Below are 17,429 nucleotides of genomic sequence, written 5' to 3'. Positions count from 1 at the left end.
GTTTTATAAAATTTGTTATCTTGGCAGATTAGAATTAGTGATATTTTTTAAGGAATACAAAATGCCAGAAAACTTTTCACATATTAATCATAATGGTGATGCACATATGGTTGATGTGTCCAATAAACAAATAACGGCACGGGAAGCAAGAGCTGAGTCACAGGTTATGATGAACTCAGCAACATTAAACATGATTATTGAAGGTAAACATCACAAAGGTGACGTTTTTGCCACTGCTAGAATTGCAGGTATTCAAGCCGCTAAAAAAACTTGGGAACTTATTCCCCTTTGTCATCCGCTTTTACTGAGTAAAGTTGAAGTTAATATTGAAGCTGATATTGTTAATTCTTGTGTTAGAATTGAGTCCGTATGTCGATTGCAAGGTCAAACAGGTGTTGAAATGGAAGCATTGGTTGCTGCATCTGTAGCGGCTTTAACGATATATGATATGTGTAAAGCTGTACAAAAAGACATGGTTATCACTCAAGTAAGATTATTAACTAAAACGGGTGGTAAATCGGGTGATTTTGCTATCTAATACTAAAATAGTCAAAGTATGAATAGAATTATTTTTTTTGCTCAAATAAGAGAGCTCATTGGTGTTGAAAGTATCTTATTAGATGTTAGTCAATTGTCGATTTCTGACCTTTTACAAAAATTAAGTCAGCGAGGCAATAAATGGTCAATGGCATTAACAGAGAAAACTGTATTATGTGCTGTTAATCAATCATTGGTCGATTTTGATTATATAATACAACCTGATGATGAAATCGCTTTTTTTCCTCCTGTGACAGGCGGCTGAAAATATGGATATCATTCAAGTTGGTGATGAGCAAATAGATGCCAACAAATTAAGTGCTTGGTTATCAGAACTATCGCAAGACGGTGCGGTTGTAACATTTATAGGTAAAGTTCGTTCAGTTGACGAGCTGCCTCTTAGCCTTTTTTTAGAACACTATTCTGGCATGACAGAAAAAGTACTACGTCAAATTGTTAATCAAGCTCGTGAGCGTTGGCAATTAAGTCGTGTGGCCGTGATTCACCGAGTAGGTGAAATAAGTAATAATGAACAAATCGTTTTTGTCGGAGTCAGTAGTGCCCATCGTGCGGATGCTTTTGCTGCGGCTGAATTTATAATGGATGTATTAAAAACACAAGCGCCTTTTTGGAAAAAAGAACGTACAGGTAATGGGGATAATTGGGTCGAGCCTAAAAATTCTGATATACAAGCATTGAAAAAATGGCTTTAATCTCCATTTAATATATAATAGATTGAGTATGTTACATAATATTTTATAAGAGGTAAAGGATGGCAAATTATTCATCTAATAGTTCAATAATCGAAAAATCGACAAGTCGTGTACAAACCTATATGAGTCATGTTTACGGCTGGATGACTGTTGGACTATTATTAACAGCTTTAGTTGCATGGTATGCATCAACTAATCTGCAATTATTACAGTTATTATATCGAGGTATGTGGGTATTATTAATTGCTGAGCTAGGGCTAGTTTTTGTTATTTCTGGTTTTATCAATCGTTTATCTGGCGCAGCGGCAACCACATTGTTTATGCTCTATTCTGTTTTAAATGGTTGTACGTTTTCTATCTATTTTATAGTTTATACTTCGTCTTCGATTGCGAGTGTATTTTTTATTACAGCAGGCATGTTTGCTGCGATGGCTTTTTATGGCTATACCACAAAACGTGATTTATCAGCTTTCGGTCGCTTTTTATTTATGGGACTAATTGGCATTGTGATTGCCTCATTGGTTAATCTCTTTTTAAAGAGTGAGCCATTAATGTGGGCTGTAACTTACATTGGCGTGTTTGTTTTTGCAGGATTAACTGCTTATGATAATCAAAAACTCAAAGAGTTAGGCGAAAATATATCTTATGATGATCAAAATGTATTTAGACGCTTTGTCATTTTAGGTGCATTAACTTTATATCTTGATTTCATTAACTTGTTCATTATGCTGCTAAGGATTTTTGGCGATCGTCGATAATGGTATTTTTATAGATTTAAAGGGCTCTATTAAGAGCCTTTTTTGTTAGTTTTTTATTAGTAATTTGTTTTTTAGTCTTTTATATTAAAATTTCGCGGAAAATACTGTGTTTTAATATAGAATATCGTTTTTTATTTCTTATATACTTAATATTAAGTTCAATATTAGAGAATTACTGTGAAAAAATTATATTCCTTTGTTCTAATAAACATTTTTATTTCATCAATCATTGCCATTCGTTATTTTGTTGTTCCTGGAGCGTTATTTAATTGGGCCGGAATTACCTTTTCAATTTTCGCAGTAACTGGACACTTTTTCTCAGTTTATTTATTGCTTTTAATTATTTGTATTCCGCTGCTTTGGATAAAACCATGTCTTCGTAATCTCATTTTGATTGTATTATTTGGTTTTTTTCAAATTGGATTATTTATTGATACTATTGTTTTTCAACAATACCGATTTCACATAAATCTCTCTGTTATATCAATGGTATTTTCTGGGCAAGTGGTGGATTTTTCGCTATTCACTTATTGCTTGATGTTGACATTAATCATTGCTTCACTTTGCCTAGAGTGCTTTATTCTTTATTGGATTAATAACAAATTTGCAATAGCACACACTAAGTCTAAATTTCTACGTTTATCTACTATTTTTCTTATTTTTGCTTTTTTTATTAGCCATATTGTGCACATGATTGCTTTTTATTATGCTTATTCTCCAATTATGGTAGTAAAAGAATATATTCCCTTATATCGTCCGTTTACATCAAAAAAAATAATGGAATTTTTTGATAAACAAGGGCAACGAAAAGTTATTTATGAAAAAGATGATGAACATACAGGAATTCATTATCCTAAACATACGCTTATTATTAATTCTGATAACAATAAACCTCAAAATATTATGTTTATTGTATTAGACTCTTGGCGTTATGATACATTTAGTGAGCAAATTTCTCCTAATACTTATCATTTTGCACAACAAAATAATGGTGTTATTTTCAATAATCATTATTCAACGGGTAACGCTACTCGGACAGGTATCTTTGGGTTATTTTATGGTATCCCTGGTACTTACTGGGATGCCTTTTTGCGTAATAGTGTTCCATCTTTGTTCGTTACGACATTACAAAAAGAAAATTTTAATATTGGTATTTTTACCTCAGCTAAGGTGACTGCCCCTGAATTTGATCGTACCGTATTTGCAACAATTAAAAATTTAAGAATAAGTAGTCATGATGGCCCAGCTTCAAGTCGCGATAAACAGATCACAAACGATTGGTTAGCATGGTATAAACAACGTGATACCTCTAAACCAAGTTTCTCATTTTTATTTTATGACGCACCTCACGCTTATGATTTTCCAGATGATTTTGAGGTAAAATTTAAGCCAATTGGTGACCTTGATTATATGACATTAAATAATAATACTGATCCTGTGCCAATTTTCAATCGTTATAAACAAAGCGTCTATTATGATGATTATTTATTGCAAAATGTTTATGATGAACTAATTAGATCGGGAACGTTGGATAATACGTTAATTATTATTACTGGTGACCATGGTCAAGAAATGAATGATAATAAGCTTGGTTTTTGGGGGCACAATGGTAATTATACCGATGCTCAAACCAAAGTTCCGTTTATCATTATTGGCGCTAAAAATTTAGAGCAGTTAAAAGATAATGCCGCTAAACTGACTAGTCACGAAGATGTAGTACCGTCATTAATGAAACATTATTTATATGTGGAAAATGATATAAGTGATTATTCAACAGGGTATGATTTATTTAACCCAATCACTAATCGTAACTGGTTATTGATGTCAAATTATAGTTCCTATGCTGTTCGCACACCGGATAATATTTATCTTGTTAACAGACTAGGTATTAGTCATTATATGGATTCGCACAATCATGAGATTGATGCAACGCCTAACTATAGCTATATCCAAGCGGCAATAGGCAATATGCGTTATTTTTATCAACCTTCGAACTAGTTAGTTCTCTATCCTTTTATTTAAAAGGATAGAGAAGAATTCTTAACGAACATCAGCGCAGTTTAAACAATAAATATAGCGATTTTGGCTATCGTGAAATTTATTCCATAAAGACACTTGTTGTTTTAACTGTTTTGCTTGTGGTAATTGATCAAAAAATATTTCGGCAGTTGATTTTGGCAGCATTGTTAGCATTTCAGAATAAAAACTATTGAACCAACTGACATCTGGTTTAAGCCAGTCAATTTTGTAATCCGTTAAATTGGCCAATGTAGCGGCTGTTTCGATAGCATCATCAAAATCACCAAGTTTATCAACTAAACCAATGTTACTTGCTTCTGAACCTAACCAAACTTGACCTTGAGCTATTTTATCCACTTGTTCTGTTGACATATTTCTTGCTTTGGCAACTAATGAAATAAAGGTATTGTATCCATTATCAATATTCATTTGTATTAGTTGGCTCATTTCATCCGGTAGATTTCGAGTAACACTATTATTTGCAAGTGGTGATGTTGTTACACCATCATTGTAAACACCAATGTGAGATAATGATTTTTCAAAGGTTGGAATAATACCAAAAATACCAATAGAGCCAGTAATTGTATTCGGGCTAGCAATAATGTAATCTGATGCTGTCGATATCCAATATCCACCAGATGCGGCCATTCCGCCCATTGAAACTACTACAGGAATTTGATAACTGCGTAGTGCTTCTAATTCACTGCGAATGGCCTCTGAGGCGTCAACACTTCCGCCAGGACTATTAACTCGTAATATAACAGCTTGAACATTTTGATTATCCAAGTTGTTACGGATATTTCTAAGCTGTTCAACAATATCTTGGCTGCCCGCTATATCAGTATTATTTTCACTGTCAGTTATCGTACCATTGACAAAAACAACAGCGATTAATGGTTTATCGTCAGTTTGTTCATCTTTTTCTGTCAATTTATAGTCATAAATACTTAATTGATGTTGATTCTGAACAATATCGAGATCATATTGATAATTGGATGCAACAACGTCTACTAAACCAGTAGATAACGCATATTGACTCATACTTCCTTTAGCTGCTTTTAACTCTGACAACATATCAGTAGGATTTGGAACTAATTGACTAGGGGCTTTTTTACGTTGTACCGAAATATCATTAAGATAATTTTCCCACATGGCTGAAAGCCAGCGCGTCGTATTGCTTTTTGCTGCATCTGACATATCGTCTCGAATGAATGGTTCAATTGCAGATTTGTATGTGCCTACTCGGAAAACATGAGTATTAATTTTTAAGTTATCTAATAAGGTTTTATAATACAGATTATTGGCTGATAACCCGTATACACTGACTGCACCTAATGGTGTTAAATAAATTTTATTGGCATAACTGGCTAGATAATATTGGCTTTGATTAAAATTGGAACCAATTGCATAAATTGGCTTATTGGCTTCTCTAAATTTGGATAAATATTTACCCACATATTGTAATGAGCTCATATCCGCCCCAACAAAATTATCCAATTTTAAAACCATACCATCAATATTAGGATCTGTTGTTGCTTGCGCTATTTTTTGTGTTAATTCAAATAAACTATTTTCACGAGAGGTATTTACTTTTTTGCCATATATTTTATTTTGTAATGCATAAATCTCATCGTCATATCGCGTACTATCAACAATAACACCTTCTAAATCAAGTACAAGCGTGCCATATTGTGGAACCACATCCTGTTTTTTCAAATCTTTTATCAGTTCAATACCACTAAAAATAAGAATAATAGCAATAAAAAATATTATATTTAGAAAAATTTGTCTAAAAACGTTGATGGTTTTCCAAATTAATTTTATGACTGATAATACAGATATCATAATTAGCCCTTTTAGTCGTAATGTTAGCTTTTCGCTTCTATATTTCGTTTTTTGAAATATTTTTTATCTTCAAAACGCAAGCATGTTAATTTACCGCCCCAACAACAGCCAGTATCGAGAGCATAAATATTATCTGGAGTACCTTTACCATTTAAAGCGGCCCAATGGCCAAAAGCGATACTGTATTGAGCTGGAATTTTTGAAGGTAATAAAAACCAAGGTTTAAGTTTTGTAGGCGCTTGATCTGGTGATTTTTTGAAATAAAAATCAAGTCGGCCATCTTCATAACAAAACCGCATTCGTGTGAGTGCATTAGCAATGTAACGTAACCGATCTAAACCTTGTAAATCACAAGACCATTCATCAGGGAAATTACCGTACATTTTGTCGAGAAAAAGTGGATATGAATCACTCGATAACATAACATTTAAGTCATTGGCACATTTTTTTAATGTATCGAGATCCCATTGAGGTGAAATACCCGCATGAGTCATAATGAGTTTTAACTTTTCATCTATTTGAACTAATGGTTGTTTACGTAACCAATTCATTAATTCATCGTAATCAGGCGCATTGATCACACTGTCAAGATTATCTTTCTTTTTTGCTAATGTTACATTGGCATAAATCGATAATAAATGTAAATCATGATTACCTAAAACTAAACGAATTTGACTACTTAAATTTTTAACAAATCTGAGCACGTCTAACGATTTTGGTCCTCTGGCAACCAAATCACCGGTTAACCACAAAGTATCAGATGATGAAAAACTCGCTTTATCAAGCAAACGCATAAACTCATCATAACAACCATGAATATCACCAATGATTAGGTTTGCCATAATATTATTTCCATGCGTTTGCAAGTTTACAATATTGTTGTACTGACAAATTTTCAGCACGTAAATTAGGGTCAATATCTAATTCAATTAATTGGTCTGTTGTAAACATATTACTTAAACTATTGCGAATCGTTTTGCGTCTTTGATTAAACGCTTCTGTAGTGATGCGAGAAAGTATTTTAACATCATCAACTAAATAAGGTTTTTGTTTGTAAGGAATTAACTTAACAACAGCTGAGTTAACTTTAGGTGCCGGCTTGAACGCAGTCGGTGGAACTTCTAACACAGGAATAATTTGGCAATAATATTGTGCCATTACACTTAATCTTCCATAATCTTTACTATTTGGTGCCGCGACAAGTCGCGTGACTACTTCTTTTTGTAGCATAAAATGCATATCATCAATGATATTGGCATATTCAAATAAATGGAACATTAACGGTGTAGATATGTTATAGGGTAAGTTACCAAATACTCTTAATGGTTTACCTAATTGTTGATTTAACTCATTAAAGTTAAAGGTTAGAGCATCTTGTTCAATAACAGTTAATTTAGTTTTTAAAAAAGGATTATCAATCAATTTACTGGCTAAATCTCTATCAATTTCTATAACTGTTAGATGGTCAACATATTTACTGACTGGCACTGTTAATGCAGCTAGACCAGGACCGATCTCTACAAGAGCCTGATCTGATTTAGGTTGAATAGCTGCGACAATACTTTCAATAATATAATCATCATGTAAAAAGTTTTGCCCGAATCGTTTACGGGCAAAGTGACCTTGGTGTACACGGTTAGTCATGTTTTTCTTCACCTGTGATTTTGATATAAGCATCGCCTTTTAATTCTTGGATCCATACTTGCGCTTCTTCACCAAATTTACGGTTGAAAATTAATCGATAAGCTTGATCTTGTTTCACTGCATTTGTACCATCAGTCTGTTTAGTATCGATTAATTGGATCAAATGCCATCCAAACGATGATTTGATTGGTTGACTAATTTCGCCTTTTTTTAATTGAACTAATGCATTTCTAAAACCAGCATCATAAACATCGGCTCGACTCCAACCTAAATTACCGCCACTTTCAGCAGAACCTGGGTCTTGAGAATTAGCTTTAGCTGCTGCTTCAAAGGTTGTCGCTCCACTTACTATGGATTTACGGATATCAGACAGTTTTTGTTTGGCAATTTGGTCTGTTACAAGCACATTAGTTTTAATTAGGATATGGCGAGCATTAAATTCATCAATGGTGAATTTTTTCGGTGCTTCAGAACGTGTATCATCAACTTTTAAAATATGTAATCCAACACCGGATCGAATTGGACCAATAATACTTCCTTTTGGTGCTCGAATTAATCTTTCTTCAAAAATGGTAGGTAATTCATTGAGTTTATGCCAGCCCATATCACCACCTTTTAAAGCAAGATCATCATTTGAATATGAGGTCGCTAATTTCGCAAAACTTTCACCTTTTTCGGCTCGACGGATAATGTCGGTTGCTTTGTTAGTCGCATCATCTATTTGTTGTTTAGAGGCTTTTTCTGGAACGGATATAAGAATATGGCTTACTTTAACATCTATATTGTTAGAGGTTTGTTGAGACATATTTTTAGCTAAGTTTTCGACCTCTTTTTCAGAGATTTTAATTCTTGGTCTGACTTCGTTCATTCGGGCTTGATCTATTAACATATCGTTATGTATACGTTCACGATAAGCGCTATAACTTATTCCCATTGTTGAAAGTTTGCTTCTAAGTTGATCGATTGTCATACCATTTTCTTCTGCGATTTTAGCAATCGCATTGCTCACTTGATCATCACTCACTGTAATTTTAGCTTTAGCGGCTTTTTGCAAGATTAGATTTTCAACAATTAAACGATCAAGAATTTGTTGCCTCAGTACGTTATCATTTGGCAAATTACGTGGATCAGTGCTTGCTTTTATAGTTTTTAACATATCATTAACGTCACTTTCTAATATGACATTGTTATTAACTACTGCAGCAACTTGCTCAACGACTTTAGCGGCAGCATTAGCTGATAAAGGATTAATCACTGCTATACTTAAACTTAAGTTTAAAGCGATAAGTAATTTAGATATTTTCATATTATTCAACTCATTTTATTTGCTACAGTTGACAATAACTGTAATTAAGTTAATTAGTTATGTTATGCGTTACTAATATAATTATTCAAACGCTGTTGTATAAGGTAGTTTACCAAAATTCAACATTTTTGCTTTTACATCACGATTGTGGCCTAGACCCATTAACTCAAAATTAACTGAAAGTTTATTTTCATATTTACTATCATGGGATATCCAATCCCAATCTGTCAATTTACGTCCATATTGAACAGTCATACCCCAACAGCAGTCACTATAATGTAATCCAACTGAACCATCTGCGGTTTGCCCCAATTTAATATCATAATAATAAGAACCAACAGCATCTATAGTTTGAGATAATGGCCAAGTAGTCACAATACCTGCTTGGGAAATATCTTGTTTATAGCCTCTATATAACGAACTTTTATCTACCGTATTGATATAATTATGATTAGCATAACGATATGATAGCTGTAGTAATTTCTCACTTGAAGGGCGATATTCAAGTATCGTGTTGGCTAAAGAAATAGTATCAATACGGGTATCGTATTGTACGCCACTTCTAAAAATCACATCGTCAGTAATACGCCAGAAATTATCCGATGCCCAAGTAATACTACCTGTATCAGAATTTTTGTCTATTTCGGTATTGTGTTCACTGGTTTTTGATTTAGTAAAATAGGTGATTTGTCCGATTGATAAATTAAATTTTTCTACCTTGCTTTCATCGTAAAAACGGGTCGTCACACCTGTCGCGATATTATTAGCTGATGCAATGCGATCTAACCCACTATAAGGGAGATCTCTAAATAGACCGATATAATCGTATTGTAAGAAAGTAGAATCATAGCTGCCAATATTTGACTGATTGCGATATGGAATATATGTATATTTTACTCGTGGCTCTAAAGTTTGGGTATAACCCTCAATCAGATCAAAATCACGCTCAAAAATGACTTTTCCATCGATACTAAATTTAGGCATAAAACGATTAACACTCTTGTCTAAGTTTTGGTATCTTTCAATAGATTTTTTTATATTATCTTGGTTGTAGTGCGTTGCCATTAAACCACCAGACGCACTTAATGAAGCCCATGTATTGGTGATAGTATAATCAAGAGTAGGTTCAATATGTGCACGCCAAGCTTTCGGATTATTTTTGCCTGAACTTAAAAAGCGTGATACTTGTGAAAAGGTTTTGAATTTAAATGGACCAAAATCATAATTATAATAGTTCATATTTAATTGTGGTTGAGTTTGGTATAGTGAATCTCTAACTCCATCATGGAATGCTTGGAAGTGTCTATAACCCAGAGTAATATCCCAACTAGGATCATTGTAGCCAATTTTATAAAATTGAGTTAAATATCCAGCTGTTTGTGACGCATATTTAGAGTTCAAATCTGTTAGATATTGATTATCGCTTACTCTTGTAGTATCTGCCTTAAAACGCCAATTGTAATTAATTAACTCATCGTTTTTCCAGTAGAATAACCAACGATGGCGGTTATCATCATAATTTTGACCATTTAATAATCTATCTCGATCATCATCATATTTGTTATCATGTTGTAGCCAGTCAAAAGCTACAGTACCTAAACCTAATTGATTTAAATAGCGGAACTCTGTTTGTAACTGAACGCCTCTACGCTGTAATATTCTTGGGGTAAATGTTGCATCATAGTTAGGTGCAATATTCCAATAAATTGGTAACGAAAAATCAATACCATCGACACTATCATAATTTAAATTAGGCATTAGCAAGCCTGAACGGCGTTTATCACCAGTTGGTAACTGTAAATAAGGTGAATATAAAACCGGTACTTTCCCAATACGAAATACTGCATTCCATACTTCAAGTAATTGCTCTTCATTATCATGAATCACTGTGCTACCTTTTACACTCCATGTGCTGTCATCGACAGGACAAGATGTAAAACTACCATTTTTCAAAATAACATAGCGATTTTTTTCAAGCTTCATCTCGTCGGCGTTACCACGGCCTAGTCGGTTAACCAGATGATAATCACTCGGTGTAATATTAGCATCATTATTATCAAGATTCATCAAGGCATCATTGCCTTTAATTCTTATCAAATTATCTTGATAAGTAATATCGCCTTGCAAAGTAACAAGTCGATTATTTTTATCATGAGAATCAATCGTTACTCTATCTGCTTGTACGGTACGATTGCCTTGTTCGACAACTACATCACCTTGATAAATTATTTTGTTTGGATAAAGTGCTTCAAACTGGTTTGCTTCAGCATCAACAGGCAGTGTTTGGATATCACCCTCAACTAATGGGCGATCGAATTTAGGCACATCGATGAGGCATTGTGGATTATTAATAATAGCTTTAGGTAATCCGATAGCATAACTGCTACTATTATAGAGACATAGAGTAACGGTTATTGCGATAAATGAAGGCGCTAATTTTTTCATTAATGATTAAAAGTAATGATGATTATTTTAATTTAAGCATTATAGCGGTTATTTATAAAAGTGCGAATGAAAAATTAATGTTTAGCCCTGCGTTTATTTCTTTTACTCAACTGGTTAACCATGCTAATTCTTTTCTCAATTGAGGTATGTTGGAACTCATCCCACCATTTTGCTAAATCCAATAACTCCCCTTTTTCAATAGATGCCCGCATTTCTAATAAATCATAAGCCGCTCGGAATTTAGGATGTTCTAAAATGGCAAATGCACGTTTACCTTCACGCTTTTTCATACGTAATTGTAGTCGCCAAATATCACCCATTATTGATGTTAAACGTTTTGGAATAGCAATAATTTGACATTGTTCACTTAAAATATCATTGATAGCCATTGAAAAAGCATCATGGAATTGTAAGCCACTTTCAACACACGTTAATTGTGTTTGTTCCATAATCGGATACCAGAAGAAAGCAGCAAATAAAAATGCTGGATTAATACGTTGATTATGAGCAATTCGGTAGTCAGTATTTTTTAACACCTGTTCAATCATCTTTTCTAAATAGCTATTGTTATTTCCGGTAAATAATCGTTGAATGACTGGAAATAATTGTTCAAACAGGTGATATTCTTTTAATAATAGGTAGGTTTTGTATCCATGACCTGATTGCAGCAACTTTAATGATTCATCAAATAAACGAGCAGCAGGAATATTTTTTAATAATGGTGCAAGCTCTTTAATTGGTTCAACCGTTGCTTGCTCAATTGTCATATTGAGTTTTGCTGCAAAGCGAATGGTTCTTAACATTCGCACAGGATCTTCTCGATAGCGAGTTTGCGGATCACCAATTAAGCGAATAATACCATTTTGTAAATCTTTTATGCCTCCACAATAATCGCGCAGTGTAAAATCTTTAACACTGTAATAAAGCGCGTTCATTGTAAAATCACGTCGCAAAGCATCTTGTTCAATCGTACCATAGACGTTATCACGTAATAACATACCGGTTTGCGATCGTTTGGCAACATTACTTTGTTCATCTTGAAAACTATGTTCGCCACGGAAGGTAGCAACTTCGATAATCTCTTTACCAAACATAATGTGTGCAAGACGAAAACGACGACCGACTAAACGGCAATTTCGAAATGTTTTTTGCACTTGTTCAGGTGTCGCATTCGTGGCGATATCAAAATCTTTTGGTATTTTTCCTAATAAAAGATCGCGAATACAACCACCGACTAAATAAGCTTCATATCCTTGTTTGTTTAAACGATAAAGAACTTTTAATGCATTTTCACTGATATTTTTACGAGAAATATTATGTTCATTACGAGAAATAGAAATATAGCGAGATTGTTTTTGTTCTTCATGGCGAAACATTTTGCGATAAAAGCGAGAGACTTGTTTAAAAATAGTGCACCTCAAACGTGTATGAACCAAAATGGCAATATAGCGCGCGATTATATAATAATTGCTTATAACTTTCCATTTTTCTTATTATCTGAATTTTAATTCGATGAAAAGCAGGTATTTTCTAATTTTAAATGAATATTCTATTTGATTTTTTGGCAATAATTATCAACAATAGCAGTTTATAGAGTAGAATTAGTCATATAGCTTTAAAAGGCATCAATACCTGTTTATACATATTTCATGCATTATTTAACAAGCTGATTAAGGTTTACTACAACCTATGCTCAAAACGTCTTTTTTAATTCATTGTAGAACACAATAGATATAGGAAGCATATTAAACATTTTGCTTAATTTTTTGAGTAATGTGAGTAATAGTCGTTTAATAGATCGCTCTGACAAAAAGTCAATTGAGTATATAACATTAACTGATAACTTATTGGGGGACATTATGAATATTCGTGATTTGGAATATTTTGTTTCGTTAGCTGAATTTCGTCATTTTCGTAAAGCCGCTGATGCTTGCAATGTGAGTCAACCAACATTAAGTGGACAAATCAGAAAATTGGAAGATGAACTTGGTGTAATGTTGCTGGAACGTACTAGTCGCAAAGTACTATTTACACAAACAGGTATGATGCTTGTTGAACAGGCTAAAGAGATCTTACGCAATATCCAAATTTTAAAAGAGATGGCCAGTCGTCAAGGTGAAGAGATGTCCGGCCCAATGCATATTGGCTTGATACCAACAATTGCACCTTATCTGTTACCACATGTAATAACAGTATTACACGAATCTTTTCCACAACTTGAACTCTATCTACATGAAGCGCAAACTGCCAATATAGTTGCCCAACTTGAGAGTGGCAAGCTTGATTGCGCCATTGTTGCACAGGTTAAAGAAACATCACAATTTATAGAATTGCCATTATTTGATGAGCCGATGTTTTTAGCGGTTCCGGCGACGGACGAACTAGCCAGCAAAAGGACAATTAAACTTTCTAGTTTAAAAGGACATAAGTTTTTAATGTTGGAAGATGGTCATTGTTTACGTGAACATGCAATGGGATATTGTTTTCAAGTCGGAATTGACGAAGACAAACAATTTAAAGCGACAAGTCTTGAGACATTACGCAGTATGATTTCTGCTGGGCGCGGTATTACGTTGTTTCCTGAATTAGCGGCACCAAATGAACGTATTCGTGATAATATTTGCTATATTCCTTGTACTGATCCTGTTCCAGTGCGAAGCATTGCCCTGATATATCGTCCGGGATCGCCATTACGTTCCCGTTATGAAACCATTGCTAAAACAATTCGAGATCACATGCCAAAAGTATTTGCTGAAAAAGAGCGTTTGTTAGAAAAAGCGAATTAATGATTGACTAAGTTAAAATTACCAAAATCGATTGAAATAATGAAAAATGCCAAAACTTCGGGGGTTCGAGCTCAGCAAAAAGAGCGAACTCGTCGCACATTAATAGAAGCTGCATTTAATCAACTTAATGCCGAACAAGGTTTTGCTAGTCTAAGTTTGCGTGAAGTTGCACGTGAAGCTGGTATTGCCGCTACTTCTTTCTATCGGCACTTTCGTGACATGGATGAATTAGGTTTGGCGATGGTTGATGAAAGTGGTTTAACCCTTCGTCAACTTTTGCGACAAGCACGGAAACGTATTGAAAAGGGCGGAAGTGTGTTACGAACCTCTGTTACAACCTTTATTGAATTTATTGATAAAAATCCTAAAGTTTTTTTATTATTACTGCGTGAAAAAGCGGGGACATCATCGGCTTTTCGTTCTGCTATTGCTCGAGAAATTCAACATTTTATTGTTGAATTGGTTGATTATTTAGATAATGCTAATGACATGCCTCATCAATATAATGAAGCTCAAGCTGAAGCAATGGTTACCATTGCTTTTAATGCAGGAGCCGAGGCTTTAGATTTTGACCTAATACAACGCCAAAAATTGATCGAAAATCTTATATTTCAACTTCGTATGGTTTCGCGTGGTGCCTATTACCTTTATCACAAAGAATTGATTAAGCAAGAAAATCACTGATTTTAAATTTTTATACTGACATGTATAGTGAATCTAACGTGTTTTAATAAGTTAATGTGTCATATTATTTGTTAAATATTTAATCTGATAAATTTAATTATTGATTAACAAATTGTATTATTTATTCTATTGTTAAGTCTTCATATTCATTCCAGTTGCAAATAGGCAATTTTTTTAATAGAGATAAATTGAATGACTAAATTCTACATTGGCTTGATTGTTTATTTAATCTTCACCTTTAGCAATCATGCTTATTCAGCTGTAGGGTTTAAACAAATTTATTACGATGAACAAAGTAACCGACCGTTGAATATCGCAATATGGTATAAAGCAAATAATCAACAAGATAACGTAATGGTTGGCGATAGTGCTATTTTTTATGGTTATAAAGTTCTATTCAATGCACCCCCTGTTTTAGATTATCGTAAGCATCCCTTAATTGTTCTCTCACATGGTTATGGGGGCAGCCAGCAAAATTTAAGTTGGCTTGCTTATGCGCTGGCCGAAAAAGGATATATTGTTGCCGCACCAAATCATCCAGGGACTACACTGTTTAATAGAGATATTGATCAATCTTCTAAATTATGGTTGCGCCCACAAGACTTGAGTAAAACAATTGATTGTTTGATAGAGGATAAGACTTTAGCAAACTCTATTGATATGAATAATATATCAGCCATTGGGCATTCCCTTGGCGGTTGGACGGTAATTGCACTTGCTGGAGCAAAATTTGATACAGAGCTTTTTAAGCAAGACTGTACAATTCATTCCCATTTAAAAGCGTGCCAATTAGTGACTGAACTCGGTCTTGATAATCCAAAATTAAATCAAAGTTTATTCGATCCAAGAATAAAATCATTTATCTCTTTAGATGCAGGATTAGTCAGAGGTTTTACGTCAAAAAGTTTAAAAGATATTAACATCCCTTCTTTAATTATTGGTGCAGGAGTTGATGTAGGTGATATGGATGCAGAGCTTGAATCAGGCTATTTAATGCAGTTCCTGTCAAAATCACTATCTACTTATACGGTGATACCAGATGCGATGCATTTTAGTTTTATACAAGTTTGTAAACCTAAGGCAATAGAAATATTAGAGCAAGAAGCTCAAGGCGAAGGTATTATTTGTAAGGATGGTGGGAAACGAACTCGAGCCGAGATTCATCGTGAAATAATTAAACAAATTACTACTTTCTTAGCGCAAATAAATTTGAACCCTTAACGCTTATAAAATTACTGCGGCTAGGCCGCAGTAATATTTTGTATTCTCTATAAGACTAATTGTCATTAAAGATTTTGTAACACTTTTTCAACACTATCTTTGGCATCACCAAATAGCATATAACTATTTTCTTTGAAGAATAGTGGATTTTGAACGCCGGCATAACCGGTATTCATTGAACGTTTAGAAATGATAACCGTTTTAGCTTTCCAAACTTCAAGAACTGGCATACCTGCGATAGGGCTATTTGGATCTTCTTCTGCCGCTGGGTTAACCGTATCATTTGCACCAATGACCCATACAACATCAGTATCAGGGAAGTCGTCATTGATTTCGTCCATTTCAAGTACGATATCGTAAGGTACCTTAGCTTCGGCTAATAATACATTCATATGCCCCGGTAAACGCCCAGCAACAGGGTGGATACCAAATCTCACTTCAATTCCCATAGCTCGTAGTTTTTCAGTAATGTTACTGACTGCACCTTGCGCTTGTGCAACCGCCATACCATAACCTGGAACAATAATAACTGAGCGTGCTTCTTTTAAAGTTTGTGCAACTTCAGCAGGTTGGATTTCGCGATATTCACCTTGTTCTTCTTCTGAAGAGCTTGATGAACTGCCATCGCTACCAAAACCACCGGCAATTACGCTAATAAATGAGCGATTCATTGCTTTACACATAATGTAAGAAAGAATTGCGCCTGAAGAACCAACTAAAGCACCAGTTACAATGAGTAAATCATTACCTAACATAAATCCTGCCGCAGCAGCCGCCCATCCAGAATAGGAGTTAAGCATCGAAATAACAACGGGCATGTCTGCGCCACCAATTGATGCAACAAGATGGAAACCAAAGACTAATGCTATAAGTGTCATAATGAGTAAACAAAATAGCGCGCCAGCTCCTGTTTGCAGATTGACAAATGTAAACATGAGGATTACAGATACGACAATAGCAGCAAGATTCCAATAGTGTTTATTTGGAATAGATAATGGTTTTGAACTAATGCGACCATTTAGTTTGCCAAACGCGACAATCGAACCAGAGAATGTAACCGCACCAATAAAAACACCAACAAATATTTCGACCAAATGAACGGTAATTTCACTCGATGAGAAGGTAAAAATATGTGAGTCTAAAAAGCTATTAAAACCAACGAGTACCGCAGCCATACCAACAAAGCTATGAAGTAGTGCAACGAGTTCTGGCATTTGTGTCATTTCTACTTTTTTGGCTAAATATAAACCAATAGCCGCCCCAATAATCATCGCAATGATGACCCAATGTAATCCACCATTGATACTCGCAATCGCGGCAATAAGGGCAATTGCCATACCGATCATGCCATAGATATTACCCGATTTAGCGGATTCTTGATTGGAAAGACCACGTAGACTGAATATAAACAGTAAGGCAGCAATTACATAAGCTGCTTGAATAATTCCATTACTTAACATTATTGATACTC

At 34.3% G+C, this 17,429-nt stretch carries 15 protein-coding genes; 8 read left to right on the top strand and 7 right to left on the bottom strand.

Annotated features, from left to right (window positions below):
* Positions 1-61: 61 nt before the first annotated feature.
* The 5 genes from moaC (at position 62) to J3U56_RS04370 (ending at position 4,006) form a co-directional block, all read left to right on the top strand.
* Complete coding sequence (gene moaC / locus J3U56_RS04390; protein ID WP_267333609.1) at positions 62-538, top strand: cyclic pyranopterin monophosphate synthase MoaC; 477 nt, start codon at positions 62-64, stop codon at positions 536-538.
* 18 nt (positions 539-556) lie between these two features.
* On the top strand, positions 557-802 hold the full coding sequence (gene moaD / locus J3U56_RS04385) for a molybdopterin synthase sulfur carrier subunit (RefSeq protein ID WP_267343980.1): 246 nt from the start codon (positions 557-559) through the stop codon (positions 800-802).
* A gap of 4 nt (positions 803-806) precedes the next feature.
* Positions 807-1,250 carry a molybdopterin synthase catalytic subunit MoaE gene (moaE, locus tag J3U56_RS04380; RefSeq protein WP_267347546.1) on the top strand — a complete coding sequence of 148 codons (444 nt, stop codon included), beginning with the start codon at positions 807-809 and terminating at the stop codon, positions 1,248-1,250.
* Between the two features lie 59 nt (positions 1,251-1,309).
* Positions 1,310-2,008: a Bax inhibitor-1 family protein gene (locus J3U56_RS04375; RefSeq protein WP_267333607.1), complete on the top strand. Its 699-nt coding sequence runs from the start codon at positions 1,310-1,312 to the stop codon at positions 2,006-2,008.
* A 177-nt stretch (positions 2,009-2,185) separates the two neighbouring features.
* Positions 2,186-4,006, top strand: coding sequence for a sulfatase-like hydrolase/transferase (locus tag J3U56_RS04370; RefSeq protein ID WP_267347547.1), 1,821 nt, complete (start codon positions 2,186-2,188; stop codon positions 4,004-4,006).
* A gap of 42 nt (positions 4,007-4,048) precedes the next feature.
* Here J3U56_RS04370 and sppA read toward each other — a convergent pair whose 3' ends face one another.
* The 6 genes from sppA to pcnB all read right to left on the bottom strand — a co-directional run bounded on the left by sppA (position 4,049) and on the right by pcnB (position 12,676).
* Positions 4,049-5,872, bottom strand: coding sequence for a signal peptide peptidase SppA (gene sppA / locus J3U56_RS04365; RefSeq protein WP_267366827.1), 1,824 nt, complete (start codon positions 5,870-5,872; stop codon positions 4,049-4,051).
* Positions 5,873-5,895: 23 nt separating this feature from the next.
* Entirely contained in the window at positions 5,896-6,714 is an 819-nt protein-coding gene (gene apaH / locus J3U56_RS04360) for a bis(5'-nucleosyl)-tetraphosphatase (symmetrical) ApaH (RefSeq protein WP_267343975.1), read from the bottom strand.
* 4 nt (positions 6,715-6,718) lie between these two features.
* Complete coding sequence (gene rsmA, locus J3U56_RS04355) at positions 6,719-7,516, bottom strand: 16S rRNA (adenine(1518)-N(6)/adenine(1519)-N(6))-dimethyltransferase RsmA (protein ID WP_267366825.1); 798 nt, start codon at positions 7,514-7,516, stop codon at positions 6,719-6,721.
* Positions 7,509-8,822, bottom strand: a complete 1,314-nt coding sequence (gene surA, locus J3U56_RS04350) for a peptidylprolyl isomerase SurA (protein ID WP_267343973.1) — start codon at positions 8,820-8,822, stop codon at positions 7,509-7,511. The genes rsmA and surA overlap by 8 nt, the downstream gene beginning before the upstream one ends.
* 81 nt (positions 8,823-8,903) lie before the next feature.
* On the bottom strand, positions 8,904-11,267 hold the full coding sequence (gene lptD / locus J3U56_RS04345; RefSeq protein ID WP_267333601.1) for an LPS assembly protein LptD: 2,364 nt from the start codon (positions 11,265-11,267) through the stop codon (positions 8,904-8,906).
* Between the two features lie 74 nt (positions 11,268-11,341).
* A complete protein-coding gene (gene pcnB, locus J3U56_RS04340) occupies positions 11,342-12,676 on the bottom strand; it encodes a polynucleotide adenylyltransferase PcnB (RefSeq protein ID WP_416379652.1) in 1,335 nt (444 codons plus the stop codon).
* A 450-nt stretch (positions 12,677-13,126) separates the two neighbouring features.
* Here pcnB and oxyR point away from each other — a divergent pair, with 450 nt between their 5' ends.
* The 3 genes from oxyR to J3U56_RS04325 all read left to right on the top strand — a co-directional run bounded on the left by oxyR (position 13,127) and on the right by J3U56_RS04325 (position 15,958).
* Positions 13,127-14,053 (top strand): DNA-binding transcriptional regulator OxyR, encoded by a 927-nt coding sequence (gene oxyR, locus J3U56_RS04335; RefSeq protein ID WP_065633934.1) that lies wholly within the window; start codon positions 13,127-13,129, stop codon positions 14,051-14,053.
* Positions 14,054-14,092: 39 nt separating this feature from the next.
* The gene (gene fabR / locus J3U56_RS04330; RefSeq protein ID WP_267333599.1) at positions 14,093-14,737 is read left to right on the top strand and encodes an HTH-type transcriptional repressor FabR; all 645 of its coding nucleotides are present in this window, start codon (positions 14,093-14,095) and stop codon (positions 14,735-14,737) included.
* A gap of 192 nt (positions 14,738-14,929) precedes the next feature.
* Positions 14,930-15,958, top strand: a complete 1,029-nt coding sequence (locus J3U56_RS04325; RefSeq protein ID WP_267366823.1) for an alpha/beta hydrolase family protein — start codon at positions 14,930-14,932, stop codon at positions 15,956-15,958.
* A 65-nt stretch (positions 15,959-16,023) separates the two neighbouring features.
* Here the strand turns inward: J3U56_RS04325 and pntB are convergent, their stop codons facing one another.
* On the bottom strand, positions 16,024-17,418 hold the full coding sequence (gene pntB, locus J3U56_RS04320) for a Re/Si-specific NAD(P)(+) transhydrogenase subunit beta (RefSeq protein ID WP_267333597.1): 1,395 nt from the start codon (positions 17,416-17,418) through the stop codon (positions 16,024-16,026).
* Between the last annotated feature and the right edge of the window lie 11 nt (positions 17,419-17,429).

Origin of the sequence: Gilliamella sp. B2824 (genome assembly GCF_026536245.1) — a bacterium.
Lineage (GTDB): Bacteria > Pseudomonadota > Gammaproteobacteria > Enterobacterales > Orbaceae > Gilliamella.
Note: the sequence above shows the minus strand (reverse complement) of the source record. Positions and strands in the feature narration are given on the sequence as shown.